Origin of the sequence: Segatella copri, assembly GCF_019127135.1 — a bacterium.
Taxonomy (GTDB): domain Bacteria; phylum Bacteroidota; class Bacteroidia; order Bacteroidales; family Bacteroidaceae; genus Prevotella.
Map to the genome: position 1 here is coordinate 29,858 of NZ_JAHOEA010000012.1, position 15,551 is coordinate 45,408.

Annotated in this window: 7 protein-coding genes; 1 reads left to right on the top strand and 6 read right to left on the bottom strand. The window is 45.9% G+C overall.

What is annotated here, in order from left to right:
- Window positions 1–119: 119 nt before the first annotated feature.
- The 6 genes from KSW37_RS05075 to KSW37_RS05100 form a co-directional block, all read right to left on the bottom strand.
- Window positions 120–2,438 carry a glycoside hydrolase family 3 N-terminal domain-containing protein gene (locus KSW37_RS05075; RefSeq protein WP_217313518.1) on the bottom strand — a complete coding sequence of 773 codons (2,319 nt, stop codon included), beginning with the start codon at window positions 2,436–2,438 and terminating at the stop codon, window positions 120–122.
- Window positions 2,439–2,490: 52 nt separating this feature from the next.
- Complete coding sequence (locus KSW37_RS05080; protein WP_254368555.1) at window positions 2,491–3,489, bottom strand: hypothetical protein; 999 nt, start codon at window positions 3,487–3,489, stop codon at window positions 2,491–2,493.
- Between the two features lie 72 nt (window positions 3,490–3,561).
- A complete protein-coding gene (locus tag KSW37_RS05085) occupies window positions 3,562–5,337 on the bottom strand; it encodes a SusD/RagB family nutrient-binding outer membrane lipoprotein (protein ID WP_217313516.1) in 1,776 nt (591 codons plus the stop codon).
- A gap of 58 nt (window positions 5,338–5,395) precedes the next feature.
- Complete coding sequence (locus KSW37_RS05090) at window positions 5,396–8,572, bottom strand: SusC/RagA family TonB-linked outer membrane protein (RefSeq protein ID WP_217313515.1); 3,177 nt, start codon at window positions 8,570–8,572, stop codon at window positions 5,396–5,398.
- Between the two features lie 27 nt (window positions 8,573–8,599).
- The gene (locus tag KSW37_RS05095; RefSeq protein WP_217313514.1) at window positions 8,600–9,820 is read right to left on the bottom strand and encodes a glycoside hydrolase family 5 protein; all 1,221 of its coding nucleotides are present in this window, start codon (window positions 9,818–9,820) and stop codon (window positions 8,600–8,602) included.
- A gap of 178 nt (window positions 9,821–9,998) precedes the next feature.
- Window positions 9,999–14,132 carry a hybrid sensor histidine kinase/response regulator transcription factor gene (locus KSW37_RS05100; protein WP_217313513.1) on the bottom strand — a complete coding sequence of 1,378 codons (4,134 nt, stop codon included), beginning with the start codon at window positions 14,130–14,132 and terminating at the stop codon, window positions 9,999–10,001.
- Window positions 14,133–14,256: 124 nt separating this feature from the next.
- On the opposite strand from KSW37_RS05100, the gene KSW37_RS05105 reads away from it, so the two are divergent.
- Complete coding sequence (locus KSW37_RS05105) at window positions 14,257–15,543, top strand: M18 family aminopeptidase (protein ID WP_217313512.1); 1,287 nt, start codon at window positions 14,257–14,259, stop codon at window positions 15,541–15,543.
- The last annotated feature ends 8 nt before the right edge of the window (window positions 15,544–15,551 follow it).

Here is a 15,551-nt window from a genome sequence, read left to right on the forward strand (position 1 = left end):
CACCAAACATCATAGGGGATTCTTGTAGATATTTAACTCTTCTGCATTTAACTATGCAAACAAAAAGAGCGCACCACTATTGGCACGCTCTTTTCTTTAACTCATCTTTTAAATATACATTATCGGTTGGCAGTAGGCCACTGATAAGTATCAGTGCAATGGATATCAGCACTCTGGTCGGCAATCATCAACTTGAAGTCGCCTTCCTCCAATCTCCATTTGCCATTCCAACCTACGAAGGCCAAATCGTCTGCCTTTAATTCAAATGTCATGGTCTTGGTCTCACCAGGCTGAAGTTCCACCTTGTCGAAGGCACGGAGACGACGGCCATCAGGCACCATACTAGCGATGAGATCGCTACTGAACAGGAGGACACTCTCCTTGCCTGCCACCTTTCCCGTATTCTTCACATCCACGCTCACCTTGATGATGTCGCCGTGGCGGAAATCAGACTGAGAAACCTTCAGGTTGCTATATTTGTAAGAGGTATAACTCAAACCATATCCGAAGCCCCACTGCTGGGTAATCTTCGCATTGTAGTCGTAAGCACCTTCCATCGTACCTACCTCCTCACTCTTCTTGAAGTCATAGTTGGCGAGTGAATTGATTTCCTTAGGATAGGTGTAAGGCATCTTACCACTGAAGTTTGACTTGCCCGATACCAAGCCTACCAAGGCATCTCCGCCCATGTTGCCAGGAATAAGGATGTCGATGATACCCTGTGCCAATGGTTCGATGTCAGCGATGAGACGAGGGCGACCTTCATTCAATACCAAAACGACAGGCTTACCGGTCTTGGCGAGTTCCTTCACGAGATTGCGTTGGTTCTCTGAAAGCCAAAGGTCGGTCAGGTTGCCCGGAGTCTCTGTGTAAGAGTTCTCACCGATGCAGGCAACGATAACATCAACATTCTTTGCTGCATCAACTGCGCCCTGAATCTGAGGTTCGTTCTCCTCCCAGTATTTTCCCTTCTCATTATAGGTAACACCCTGGTTCAAGATGACATTCTCCTTGCCATACTCATTACAGAATGCCTCATAGATGGTATTGTACTTGCCGGCAAACTCATCGGCACGATGTCCCTGCCAGGTATAGCTCCATCCACCGTCCAGACAACGCATCTGATTGGCATTAGGACCCGTGAGGAGAATCTTCTTGCCATGCTGTAAAGGGAGGATATTACCCTCGTTCTTCAGGAGCACCATACTCTCGGTAGCTCCCTCCAAGGCGAGCTTGGCAAACTCCTCGCCACCAAACTTAGGATAATTCTTCAGTTTCTGGGTTGGGTTCTTGAAGAGGTCGAGACGGTACTTCATGCGAAGCACACGACGACAGGCATCGTCGATGCGACTCATCGGAATCTTACCTTCCTTCACCAATTCTATAAGATAGCCACAAGCATCGCAAGAATAAGGTTCCATAATCATGTCGATACCGGCATTGATGGCGATGCGGAGCGCATCCTTCTTGTCCTTTGCCACCATCTCACGAGTATAGAGATTGTTGATATCTGCCCAGTCGGTGATGAGCACACCATCCCATCCAGTCTCTTCCTTCAGCCATCCTGTCAGGATGTCCTTGTTGGCATGCATCGGCATACCGTTGACGGAAGCGGAATTCACCATCACGGTTAAGGCTCCAGCCTGCAGACCCGCCAGGAAAGGAGCGAAGTGCTTCTCTCGCAAGTCGGCTGGAGAGATATAGGCTGGCGTACGGTCTTTACCAGTCCAAGGCACACCATAGCCCATGAAGTGCTTCATTGAAGTGGCAATGTGATACTGGTCGATGTTGTTTGGGTCCTCGCCCTGGAAACCATAGACCATCGCCTTGCCCATCTCTGAACTGAGGTAGCAATCCTCGCCAAAGTTCTCCCAGATGCGAGGCCAACGGGCATCACGACCGAGGTCAACGGTAGGACTGTAAGTCCAAGGCACGCTCACCGCACGAGTCTCATAAGCGGTAGCCTCAGCCGAACGGCGAGCAATCTCACGATTGAAGGAGGCAGCCACATTGATGTTCTGCGGGAAGAGGGTTCCGCCCTGTGTATAAGTAGAACCATGGTTCTGGTCGAGACCGAAGACACAAGGGATGCCGATGCGCTTCATCGAGATCTTCTGAATCTGAGAGATATACTTCTCCCACTGCTTGGCTGTAGGAGCGCAGGTATTTGGAGCGTTGAGGATAGAGCCAATCTTATAGCGGGAAAGGATAGAATCGGTCTTGTGCTCGTCGATATAGAACACACCGTTCTTGTCGTTGGCACCAAAGAGGTCGGTCACCAATTCCATCATCTGGCCTATCTTTTCCTCCAAGGTGAGTTTCTTCAGGGTTTGTTCTACCTGAGCCTCTATCTTAGGGTCGCTCTTGATAACCGGAACATTGGCACTGGCTGTATAAGCCAATGCCAACATTGAAATAGATAATAATATTTTCTTCATAAACAGTAAAGGTTTGACGTTTTATGATAAAAACGGAAATCTTTCTAATATATTATTCAATAGTTACTTTATCTACATAATAGCCATGTCCCACACAGATGAACCCATCCTCGGCAGCCATCTTGTCGAGTGCATCCTGGGTCAACTCAAACTTCACGACATTGCCCTCACCAAACTCGTATGGAGAAGTCAAGTCGGTCCACCAGGTGGTGGCAAGCTTGATCTGATGGTAAGTATCGTCATCCTTCATCGAGCAGTAAACTCGGAGGGTCTGCCCCTCCTTCCACTTAGCTACCTGGTCCTTGGTGATGAGGTTGAAGCTCTTGTTAGGGTCACCATCTCCCAAGTCCCAAGATACATAGTGATGACCTTCCCAGAGGGTATTCTCCATAGATGGCTTAGGCTCGGAGGTTACCTTGATGGTGCCGCCAGGGAACTCCACTCCATCGCCATCCACGAGCATGATATCATAGTCGCCATTCTCCAAATCGGCAGGAGCGGTGAGCTTCATGGCTGTGCCCTCTTCCAAGATTTCGAAGGCCACTTCCTTGCCACCTACCATTACTTTAGTAACTGTACCGAGATTCTTGCAATTATGGATAGTGGTCTCAGCACCCGGAGCTACCCAAAGCTCGACGGCATTGGTACCCAAGGCTGGATCATCGGCAGCAGGAGTCACGGTAACGTTTAAGGTGCGGGATGTGCTCTTGCCCTTGGTGGTAGTTGCCACAATCTTCAGTTCATGATTACCTATAGGCAAAGTTTGGTCGATGGTGGTACCTTCATAAATCTGAGTGCCATCGAGCAACCATGTCACATTGGTGTAGTGAACAGGAGTCACCTTGATTTCCAACTTATAATTAGTCTTGCGGTCTATCTTGGAATCAGCCAAGTCGGTGTTCAAGATACGTGGTGCGTCATCTTCGCTGACGGTGAAGTATGGATCATCGTCAGAAGAGCAAGAAGACAAGGTAGATGTACCAGCCAGTGCGAAACCCACGGCTAAGAGCATCATCATAGCCTTCAAGACTTTTCCCTTATATTGTTTCATTGTCTTATTCATAATTAATTATTCTATTCTATTGTCCTATAAGACTTAACATTTAACACTTAACATTAAACACTACTTGCTATATCCCTTTCCGAATGGAGGATTGAAGTCTGGCTGAAGGTTTACATCAGCCTTGTCCCACCAGAGGCGCTTGTGCCAATCGTCTGTACCACCCATGCGGTCGATGGCAGCCTTGTAGTTGGCATTGTTGTACTGAGCTTCCAACTCAGGATACTGCAAGCGGACAGGCATTGACCAGTTAGAATCCGTATAAGTGAAACCATTCTTGGTCAAGAGATCACGATTCAAGATGGCAGGATAGTCAGAGCGGCGCATGTTAGCCCAACCCTCAGAAGGGTTCATCATGTGGAGAATCCAAGCCTGGGTGTTGATGGTCTCCTTAGGATTGTCACCCAACTTGTTGTTGGCAATGAACTCATTGATTTCATCCTCAGAAATCTTGTTGGACGTGAGATAATAGTTGTTGAGCAACTCCATGCTGGCACGAACACCAGCCTCGTAGTGACTCTCAGCATCACCACCACCTACATTCCAACCCTTGGTGGCAGCCTCAGCCTTGAGGAACTCCACCTCAGCATAGCTCATCAAATCGCCAGGACAAGAAGGCATCTCGAAGTCGATGTTCAGGCAAGGACGACTAGCTCGGGCTATATAATCAGAGTTGGCATAAGTGTTCTTGTCTATCTCTGCATACTTCTTCAAGGTAGGAAGGTCATCCAACGTAGCTGGATTCATCCAGTCTGTGTACCAGGCTGCACCAGGGTTGCAAGGCTCCTCACCGAGGTTCTTGCTCTGGAAGTAAGCCAGGAAATCATCGGTCAAGTCGATGTTCTGCTCCTTATCTGGCTTCACCTGACTACGCTTGATATTGTAGTAGTGACGGCAGATGCGATAGAGACGAGGGTCGTTGGTATTCTGCAACTGATAGAACAAGGTAGAGCATACCATGGTAGGCGATGTGGCATCCTGACCATAGAGAGTCTCGCTCAATGCATTGGCACGGAAATCGTAATCGTTGGCTCCATCATAATAGGTAAATGGAGCATCAGCATACTTGATATAAGCATCATCTGCTGCACTGGCGATGGCACCGGCAGCTACAGCCTTCTCAAACTCCTCCTTTGCCTTCTGTGGATTAACATCGGAAATGCGCATGGCATAGCGCATACGGAGTGCATTGGCATACTTCTTCCACTGAGCTACATCACCACCCATGCTGGTGACATCACCAGAAATGTGGTCGGTACCTGTGCCAAGCTGCTTCTCGCAAGCGTCAAGTTCATCGAAGAACCAGCTGTAGAGTTCCTCTACGGTATCATACTTAGGGGTGGAGATACCTGAGATATAACCCAGACCTGCCTCCGAACAAGGCACATCACCGTAGGTATCTGCCAAAACTGCCGTGATATAGACACGATGGATACGAAGTGCTGCATTCAAGTTTGCCTTGTCAGCAGAATTGTGGATGGCATCCACAAGGTTCTTGATACCGATTTCATAATAGCGGTCCCAAACTCGACGGGTCATATCATCTTCTCTGAAATTAGAACCAGCGTAATTGGTTACATTCCAACCACCAGCGAAATACTGTGGAAAACCAGTTATATAGTTACGGTAGGTATCCATCAGACTGAAGTCACCGTAAGTCTGCAACAAAGCTGTTGTCAACTGTGCGTTAGGGTCGAGCTCGCTCACCTTGGTCTTGTCGGTATTGATGTTGCTCAAGGTATCATCAGAGCAAGAAGTCATCGCAGTGCCGGTTGCCATCAGGGCAAAAGCCATCATCAGGCTGCTCTTACCTATATATTTCTTGATTATATTGTTCATTTTCTTACCTTATTATATATTAGAACTCTTCTAAAGAAATTGATTCATTTTTTCGAGACTAGAACTTCACGTTCACGTTCAAACCATAACTCTTGCGAGATGGCAGGGAACCATATTCCAAACCGAGACCTGAGGTGTTGTAGCTGGAGTCTGGGTCGATGTTAGGAATGTTCTTCCAAACAATGAATGGGTTACGAGCCACGAAGGATACGGTCAAGCCTTTGACATACTTGCCCAGGATGCTCTCTGGGAAGGTATAGCCGAAAGTAATCTCACGACACTTCACGTAAGAGTTGTCGTAAACGAAGGCACTCTGCACGCCATTTGCCACATGCTTCCAGTAATCTTCAGGGTTCACGGCGATGTCGTTCTTGCGATAAGTACCGTCGCCATTGTCGATAACACCCTCTACGACAAGTCCTTTGCAGTTACCAGTCTCACGCCATGCGGCAAGATCCATCCCCGAAGCCTTGCGAGCCTCCTCGGAAGTGTACCACTCCTCACGGCCTGCCAATGTTCCCTTTGCCTTACCTGTCTGGTATGCAGAACGCATGGACATAGAGTAGATGTCGGCACCTACCTTCACATCGAAGGATGCAGAGAGGCGGAAGTTCTTGTAGCTGAAGGTTGAGTAGAAACCACCTGTCCAGTCCCAAGTAGAATTGCCGATGGTCTTGACCTTCTGGTCAATCTTTGGAAGACCAGTAGCTGCATCGACAACCACCTGTCCCTTGTCGTTGTAGAGGAAGTCGTGTCCACGGATAGCTCCATAGTTCTCGCCAACCTGAGCACCTACTGATACACCACACCATGTGGCCTTGGCAAGCTCAAAATAGTCCATGCCATCGGTGAGCGACTTCACCTTGTTGGTATTCTTCGAGAAGTTGACACCCAAGTCCCAAGCGAAGTCCTTGATCTGCAAGGCACGGGCATTGAGGGCAATCTCGACACCCTGGTTCTGAATCTCACCGGCATTGATGAGGCGGTAAGCATAGCCAGAGGTGGTGGTTGAAGCCAAACTCAAAATCTGGTTCTTGGAGTTCTGGTTGTAATAGGTGGCATCCAAGCCCAAGCGTCCGTTAAGGAACTTCATCTCCAAACCTACCTCGTAAGAACCTGTCATTGTAGGCTTCAAATCCTTGTTTGGCTGTGTTGAGTTGGCTATCATACCGATGGTATAACCCGAGTAGCTGTACTTGCCCGTGGTATAGTTGAGTGCCAACAGGTATGGATCGGTATCGCTACCTACCTTTGCCCAAGATGCGCGAATCTTACCATAATTGATGAACTTCTTGTTCTTGATAAACTCAGAGAAAACCAAGCTACCAGATACAGAAGGATATACGTATGTATTGTTATTTGTAGGGAGCGTAGACGACTTATCGCCACGGAGGGTTCCCTCCAAATAGTAAGTATGCTTGTAGCCGAGACTTGCGCTGGCATAGAGAGAGCTGATCTGTTTCTTGTACATGCTCTCACGAGTATTCTGTTCCTGATAGTTCATGATATTCTGGATGCCATTCATCTGCTGGTTGAGACCGATGTTTGTAGTGGTCTTGTTGTTCACCTTGAAGATGTTACCACCAGCGGTAGCGTTGACATCGAAGTCGCCCCATGAGTTGTTATAGAGGGCGAGTATCTCGGCGTTGAGTGTGCGGTTGTTGAAGATTTGGTCGGTAAGCTTTCCGGCAGGAGTTCCTGGAGTTGTCTTGGCGATGAAGTCCTCGAAGTTCATGCTGTTGATGTCGGTACCAATAGTACCCTGCAACTTGAGGTGCTTGTTGATGTTCCAGATTGCCTTACCCGTAAAACGGAACACGTCCTTGTCGGATGTATTGCTGTTCTTATAGAGATCCCAGTATGGGTTCTTGTTATACTGATCATTACCATTCCAGTTGGAGTAGTTGCCGTCGGCATCCTCATAGTGCTTCAACCAAGCCTGGTCGTAGGTACCCACCAAGGTCATGAGGTTCTTACCCACGTTGCTCTGGGAGTCACCAAGGGCAGGACGGTTCTTTACCTTCTCACGAGTATAGTTGGCGGTGAAGTCGAAGTCAACAGGACCGGCAGAGGTATTCACACGGAGGTTGAAGTTGTCACGACTCATATTGGTATTTGGCAAGATATCCTTGTTGCGCATATCGGTAACAGAGAAACGCATACCCGTCTTACCGGAATTTACTGAGAGGATGGCAGAGTTCTGGGTAGTGAAACCTGTACGGAAGAAACCAGAAGCATTGTTAGGATGCATCATGAATGGACGTTCCTCGCCATCGAAATATTTGAACATGAAGTCATCGGCCTTAGGTCCCCAACTGGCATTGGTACCAGAAGTGCTCGAATTAGGAAGCTCACCATTGTAGCCAGCACCATATATCTCCTGGATGTCGTCCCATTTAGCCAACTGAGTATCGATAGTATAAGAACCATTGTACTCCACGGAAATTTTATCCTTCTCCGCCTTCTTGGTCGTAATCAAGATAACACCATGGGAAGCACGGCTACCATAGAGGGCAGAGGCAGCAGGACCTTTCAATACGGTCATCGTCTCGATATCGTCAGGATTGATGGCAGAGATACCATCACCGAGGTCATAACCACCAGCTTCACCAGCACTGCCAAAGTTGGTATTATCCAAAGGCACACCATCCACCACGTAAAGAGGCTGGTTATTGCCTGCCATTTCTGTATTACCACGAAGAAGCACGCGGGTAGAACCAGAAGCACCGCCAGCGGTGTTCTGCACAACGAGACCAGCCACCTTACCTGAAAGAGAGTTGATGACGTTGGTTTCCTTCGCCTTGGTAAGTTCCTCACCTTTAACCTCCTCCAAGCCATAGCCCAAAGCCTTGCGGTCGCGCTTGATACCAAGGGCGGTAACAACGACCTCATTCAAGGCCTTACCATCTTCCTGCATCTGTATTTTCATGCCATTAGCAGCTTTCACGGTCATCGTCTTGTAACCGATGTAGCTCACTTCGAGCGTTGCTCCAGGCTTACAGTTCAACGTAAAGTTACCATCAATATCGGTAACGGCACCATTGGTTGTACCAGCCACCTTCACGCTAGCGCCAATCAAGGTTTCGCCAGTGGCATCCACCACTGTACCCTTGATGCCTTGGTTCTGCTGAACGCTCATCGCTGCATTGTTCATCTGGGCAGCGAGAATGGCAGAAGTAGGCATCCACATCAAACCTGCACCGAGCAGGCCGAGAAACATAGTTTTCTTTCTCATAATTGATATCTAGTTTTTAATTTAACATTATTCTTTCCCAAAGATTCCTTCGAGAATCCAAGGAGCATTCACCTTCATACTCTTGAAACGGTCGAAGATGCCATACTTCTCAGAGCCGTTGCCGAAGTGGTTGTTGTCCCAAACGAAAGTAGAGAAGCCTCGTTTGCGAGCCTCCGTAGTCAAGAACTTACAGTAGTAGGTCATGTTTTCATGCACTTTCTCTGAGTTTGACTTATAGTGATCGGTTACTCCCCACTCTCCTATTACGATACCCAGTCCTTTGTTGCTCCAGGTATTCACCGCCTTGTCGAAGAAATCCGTCATCGTCTTCTCGTTTTCTGCAGGTATCTTGCCAGCATCCTTGTAAGCATCCCCCCAGTAATCGTAGGTGCAATCGCCGGCGTAGCTCCATGGCTGATAGTAGTGAAATTCCACACTCATATAGTTGTTGCCATTGCCTTCGGCATCCTTCGGAATGATGAAATCTCCATTCTCGATGCCAAACCATGGGTTACAAACGTAAGTCTGTAAGATGAGGTGGCGCTTGGCATTGTTGCCGCCTGTAGCACGAACCATATCCACGAATATCTGATTGTAAGCATTCTGCACTTCGAGGTTCTCGGCAGTAGGTTTGCCCCAGTTATCTTTGATATGCACTTCGTTAGTTCCTGCGAAAGCAAGACGATAATCATAATTGGCAAACTCAGAGGCGATATTCATCCAGAGGAGCGCAAGCTTCTGGCAGTTTTCTTCCTTATATTGATAGGTAGGACGACCTTCGAGCCATTTTTCATGATGCACATTGATGATAACCTTCAAACCGTTGTCAAGGCACCAGCCCACCACCTCCTTGATGCGAGCAATCCAAGCCTTGTCGATGCTCATCGCCTGAGCGTTGGTAATGTGGCACTGCCAACGGATTGGAATACGGATGGCATTGAAACCTGCCTTCTTCACGGCTTGTATCATCTTCTTGGTAACAACGGGATTGCCCCAGGCTGTCTCTGCATGGATAGAACCATCAGGGTTGCCAATCTGCATCGACTCACCATCCTGACCAGGAGCAGAACACTCAAATTCGTTGCCAAGATTCCATCCCACAACGTCTTTATTCCATTGCTGGGCAGTAGGCATGGATTCACCTACACCATCTGAACTGCTGGATGATTGCAACGTACTTGCTTCGCATGAGAAACATGTGAAGACGCCTATTAAAAAGAGGCTAATTTTCAAAAAGTTCCTTTTCATTTTTATGTTTATATTGTTATTGTTTCGTTTTTTAAATAACTGTTTAACTTACGTAACAGAATCTGGCTGCAAAGATAAAGAAAAGGAACTTTCAGAGGGTTAGATAACAAACAAAAAAGGTTTCGATTCAGACATATTATCTAAACAGAAACCTTTTCTTTGAATTTAAAACTCTAATTTACAGATACTTACTTGGAGAGACTCCAAAGTGCTTTTTAAATACAGTACTAAAGTACTTCACATTTACAAAACCGGCTTTCACAGAGACCTCCAGCACACTATCCCCCTGTTTCAGGAAGATTGCAGCCTGCTCCAGACGTATCAAACGCATAAAATCCTGCGGACTTTGACCCGTAAGAGTCTTCAGCCTACCATAGAAAAGCGTTCTGCTCATCGCCATCTCTCTACAGAGTCGGTCGATATTAAAGTTTGTGTCGCTCAGATGAGCCAACACCAAACGGGTCGCTTTATCTACAAAAACCTGGTCTTGCGGATTCAGAACAGCTTCTGCCACATTTTCGAATGTCTGGCCTTGCTTATTCAAGACAGTATCATCCTTTTTCTCTTCAGAAGCTCCAGTAGGTTCCAAGAGTTCATAGGAAGAATCAGAACCCACAATCTGCTCGGAAGAAGCAGACTCAGAAGCAACCTCTCCTCTAACAAGAGCAAGGCTTCTGTCCATATAATACTGACTCAACCGGCGACGATTCTTCAAAATACTGGCAACCTTACTCGCAAGAATAGCAGTATCGAATGGCTTGGCTATATAGTCATCAGCACCCAGTCCGAGTCCCTCTATCATAAAGTCACGACCAGCCTTAGCAGTCAGCAGGATAACAGGCAGCCATGATGTTTCCTTATTTTCCTTGATGCTGCGACAGAACTCATCTCCGTGCATTCCCGGCATCATGACATCAGAAACAACGATATCACATACTCCGCCCTCTTTCAAATATTTCAAGGCAGCCTCTGCACTCTCCACATCAACTACCTGATAAGAATCACCAAAAGTCATTCTGATATATTTGCGAAGATCCTCATTGTCATCGACAAAAAGAAGTGTATCCGTTGAAACGTCAGCATCCTGCAGAACCGCAGAAGACACAGTCTGGCAAGTCTCATCATGCTTATCTTCAGCTAAAGAAGATTCAGTTGCAACATTTTTCTTTTCTCCAACAAGCCGGACAGCAGAATCTGTTACATGACCTAATGGCATCTTCACACAGAAAGTAGTACCCTTTCCTTCCTCACTTACGAAACTAAGCTTTCCTCCTAATTTCTCTACGAGCTTTCGTGTAAGCATCAGTCCTAATCCACTTCCCATTTCCTGAGAATTTATCGCATTAGAAGCCCTGAAGAAGGTCTTGAAGATACTCTTAATTTCGGCCTTTGGAATACCTATACCTGTATCACATACATGAATCATAGCCATCTTGCCTTCAACAGAAGCCGACAACGTAACCTTTCCACCTTGAGGTGTATATTTGATAGCATTCGAGAGAAGATTTTCCAATATCAGATCCATCATTTTGACATCAGAATGAATCTGTTGCTGCGGACACGTTTCAATACACAGTTGAATATGCTTCTCCTGAGCAGCCAATACAAACTTTTCCAACTGCACACGTAAAAGCATCGGCAATTCTATATCTTGCAGGCGAACCTGTTCGGCAGACTGCTCTACCTTTTGGAAGTCAAGCAATTCTGTAACCATCTTCAATAGTTTGTTGCCGTTGCGATGCGCCATATCCAAGAATCCACGACTTTTCTCACTCAAGTTGGAATCATTAGCCAAATTATCAAGAGGAGCCAACACGAGACTCAAAGGAGTACGTATGTTATGGGCAGTATTAACGAAGAAATTGATTTTTTCATCATAATACTTTCGCTGTAAGCGCTCTTTGTAATACTGCCAGACAAAATATAAGATGGCAGCAAAAATACAGAGATAGATAATCCATGCCCACCAGGTATTCCACCAAGGTTGGGCTATATGAATTTCCAAAGTTGTTTCTCCCAATTCTCTACCATTACTTCTGCAGATAGCCTTTACATGAAGCACATAGCTGCCCGAAGGCAAATTTACAAATCGTGCCAACTGATTAGAAGATGGTTTACTCCAATTACGGTCGTATCCTTCCAAATAATATTGATATTGAATATCATACTGGTATTGATAATTGATACTCTCGAAAGAAACAACCAGCGTATTCTCATTATGGCTAAGACTCAATTTGCCTTTCTTCAACATTTCAAAGAGACATTCATTCCAGTAATCGGAACGTTCGACACCTTCAACCTCAACACTATGAATACGAAGTGGAGCGGCATAATTCAAACCTTTGGCAAACATAGGAGCCAAAGCGACAACTCCATCGTTGCTGCCAAAAAGCACCCTGCCATCTGAAGTACACGCAACAGACATTCGGTTATACTCACGTTCCATTCCCTTAAAGATGTTGAGGTTTACTATCTTCCCCTGTTTCATGAACGCCAAACCTTTATCCGTACTTATCCACAAATTGCCATTAATACCTTTTATAAGTCCATAAACAGTATTAGAAGGCAAAGCGTCCTGATTAGTATAACGCTTAAACTTCTTTGTCAGTAAATCATAATCATAGAGTCCTCCTCCATCCGTTCCAATCCAGATATGACGGGAATCCTGAAAAGCCATACTGTTGACAAACAAATTAATGTCTTTATCGGGATACTGTTCAGGATAAAAGAAATGACGAGGATGCAAAGGTTCGCGCTTATCAATCAAATAGCCTCCATGCGAAGTTCCTACAGCAATAAAACGCTTATCCAGTGATTCCGTGATGCATTGCACTTCGTTGACTGGCAGATAGAATACCGACTTTCCCGTTCCATTCAAATTATATTTATCTGAAGGGAAACAAGCCATATCTCCATCCAAACATCCCACCCAAACATTACCATCGCTATCAGTTAAAAGACTGAATACGTAATCACTCTTCAACATTCCTGTTTCCACAGAATAAGCAGGCATACTAGTGCCATCAGCATAAACCTGATATACGCCATTACCATAGGTACCAACCAGAATTCTGCCGTCTATAGTCTGACAAATCGTAAGCGCCACTTTATTATATAATCCATGATGCCAAAGACGAGTCTGCGCATCATAAACACTTACTCCTTTATCTGTGGCATACCATATTTTCCCATCACGGCTTTGGAAAACATCGTTCACACAATTATCTATCAGTGATTGATTGTTGAGATATTCATGTGTGATATATTCCAAAGTATGTTTCATCGGTATTGCCAAATCTACTCCTCCCGAGTAAGAGCCTGTCCACAAATCGCCAAAACGATCGCAGCACAAGGTATATAATCCATTACCATTCAACACGTTACCCGGACGTCCATCTGTATCAAGCAAGAGCTTGGTTTGTTTATTCGAACTGTCATAAGCATATATTCCAGCTCCATCTACAGCCATCAGAAGAGTCTGCTTATCATATAAAATGATTGAACGTACGGGAATTTTAGGAATGTTTTGCAAAGATTGGAAATCAGCAGATTTTATCAGCTTCCAAGTACGATCATCCAGCACTTTAACTCCTTCGTGAAAAGTACCCAGCCAGATACGATGTCCCACAATATCATGATAAGAGGATACTACAGAACTGCCACTAATCTTCTTTTCTAACTTCCGGGCAGACATCGAATAGCAATAAACATCTTTAAATGTTCCTATCAAGAGTTTCTCACCTATAAATTGGATATGATTAATATAGGTATTTTTCAATACAAACCTACCCTTAGCTGTCTCCCGAACTATCTCCTTTCCATCAGTAGCTGCTGATAAGCAATAAATGCCTCTATCCATAGCTAACCAGAAATTGCCCTTTTCGTCTACCAACAGTTCGTTCAACACGATACTTCCACCTAAAATATTCTGAAGATTACATTTCAAGACAAATGCATCTTTCCTCCTATCATATATATACACCTTTCCCTTGTTGTCGTAGGCGTAAATCAGATGTTGCGCATCCTTAGTCAGTTTAATACTTCTACCACTAGCATCACTATACGGCATCTCTGTGTATAAAGTATAATTGGTTACCTGTTGCCCATTATATCGGTCAACTCCACGCTTAGTACTTATCCACATGGCACCATCCTCTGCCTCGACAATAGAATAAACTCGAGGGCTGGAAAGACCATTGTCAGCATTGAGATTGGAAAGCATGAACATATTTCTGGAAATATGCGCATATGCCTGAAGAGCCGATGCCAACAGCAGCAATATAATGAGAGTGCAGGATTTATATCGTTTCATAATTCTTTCATTGATATAATTTGGGGACAAAGATAATACAAAAAAATGAAAAACAAATAGAATAATGAGATAAAATGAAAAAAATCTATTATCTTTGCAAGATATTAATATAAAGATATAGACTATGATCAAAAGATTATTATCCTTTCTAGACGCATCGCCAGTGAATTTCCTGGCAGTAAAGAATATCTCCGAGGAATTGGAGAAGAACGGGTTCCGCCGTATGAACCCACAGGAGCCTTTGGGCAAGATTGAAGCGGGTGAAAAGTTCTTCGTTACCAAGAACGACTCTTCCATCTACGCCTTCCAAATCGGAAAGAAGCCTTTGGCAGATGCCGGTTTCCACATGATCTGCGCCCACTGCGACTCGCCTACCTTCCGCATCAAGCCAAATGCTGAGATGCTTTGCGAGGGCGGTATCGTAAAACTGAATACCGAGGTTTATGGTGGTCCTATCATGTCAACCTGGTTCGACCGTCCGCTCACTTTGGCAGGTAGAGTTATCGTGAAGGGCGAGAATGCGATGAATCCCCAGACGCTCCTTCTTCATGTGAAGCGCCCATTGCTGCAGATCAGCAATCTCGCTATCCACTTCAACCGTCAGGTGAATGATGGCGTGAAGTTGAGCAAGCAGAAGGATGTGCTCCCTATCCTCGGCATCATCAATGATGAACTGGAAAAGGGCAATCTGCTGATGAACGTGATTACCAGCGAACTGAATATCCAGAAAGAGGATGTTCTTGATTTCGATCTCTACCTAGCTGATGCCACTCCAGCCTGCACCTTCGGTGTACACGATGAGTTTATCTCTTCAGGCAGACTCGATGACCTGTCTATGTGCTGGGCTGGTGTAGAGGCGATGATTGCATCTGATGCCAATGATACCACCCAGGTTCTCGCCATCTTCGATAATGAAGAAACGGGGTCTCAGACCAAACAGGGAGCCGGAAGTCCATTCCTTTCATATATGCTCCAGCGCATCGCTCTGGCACAGAGCCATACAGAAGAGGCTTATTATCAGGCAGTAGAGCGTGCCTTCATGATTTCAGCCGATAATGCGCATGCCTGGCATCCTAACTATAGCGAAAAATTCGACCCTACGAATCATCCTAAGTTGGGCGGTGGTCCGGTCATCAAGTTCAATGCAGCCCAGAAGTATGCGAGCGATGCTGTATCAGCAGCCATCTTCGCCAACATCTGCAATGCTGCCAGTGTACCATGCCAGCGTTTCGTAAACCACAGCGATGTGGCAGGTGGCAGCACACTGGGCAATATCCTCGCCTCTTCCATCCCATTGAAGGGTGTGGATATGGGCAATGCCATCCTCGCTATGCACAGTTGCCGCGAAACCGGTAGCGTTATCGACCACGAATATTGCGTGAAGGCTTTCACCAAGTTCTATCAGTTGTAATAAAAAAC

Coding starts and splice junctions, on each gene's coding strand:
- KSW37_RS05100 (WP_217313513.1), bottom strand. CDS start 14,132: ATGAAACGATATAAATCCTGCACTCTCATTATATTGCTGCTGTTGGCA.
- KSW37_RS05090 (WP_217313515.1), bottom strand. CDS start 8,572: ATGAGAAAGAAAACTATGTTTCTCGGCCTGCTCGGTGCAGGTTTGATG.
- KSW37_RS05080 (WP_254368555.1), bottom strand. CDS start 3,489: ATGAAACAATATAAGGGAAAAGTCTTGAAGGCTATGATGATGCTCTTA.
- KSW37_RS05075 (WP_217313518.1), bottom strand. CDS start 2,438: ATGAAGAAAATATTATTATCTATTTCAATGTTGGCATTGGCTTATACA.
- KSW37_RS05085 (WP_217313516.1), bottom strand. CDS start 5,337: ATGAACAATATAATCAAGAAATATATAGGTAAGAGCAGCCTGATGATG.
- KSW37_RS05095 (WP_217313514.1), bottom strand. CDS start 9,820: ATGAAAAGGAACTTTTTGAAAATTAGCCTCTTTTTAATAGGCGTCTTC.
- KSW37_RS05105 (WP_217313512.1), top strand. CDS start 14,257: ATGATCAAAAGATTATTATCCTTTCTAGACGCATCGCCAGTGAATTTC.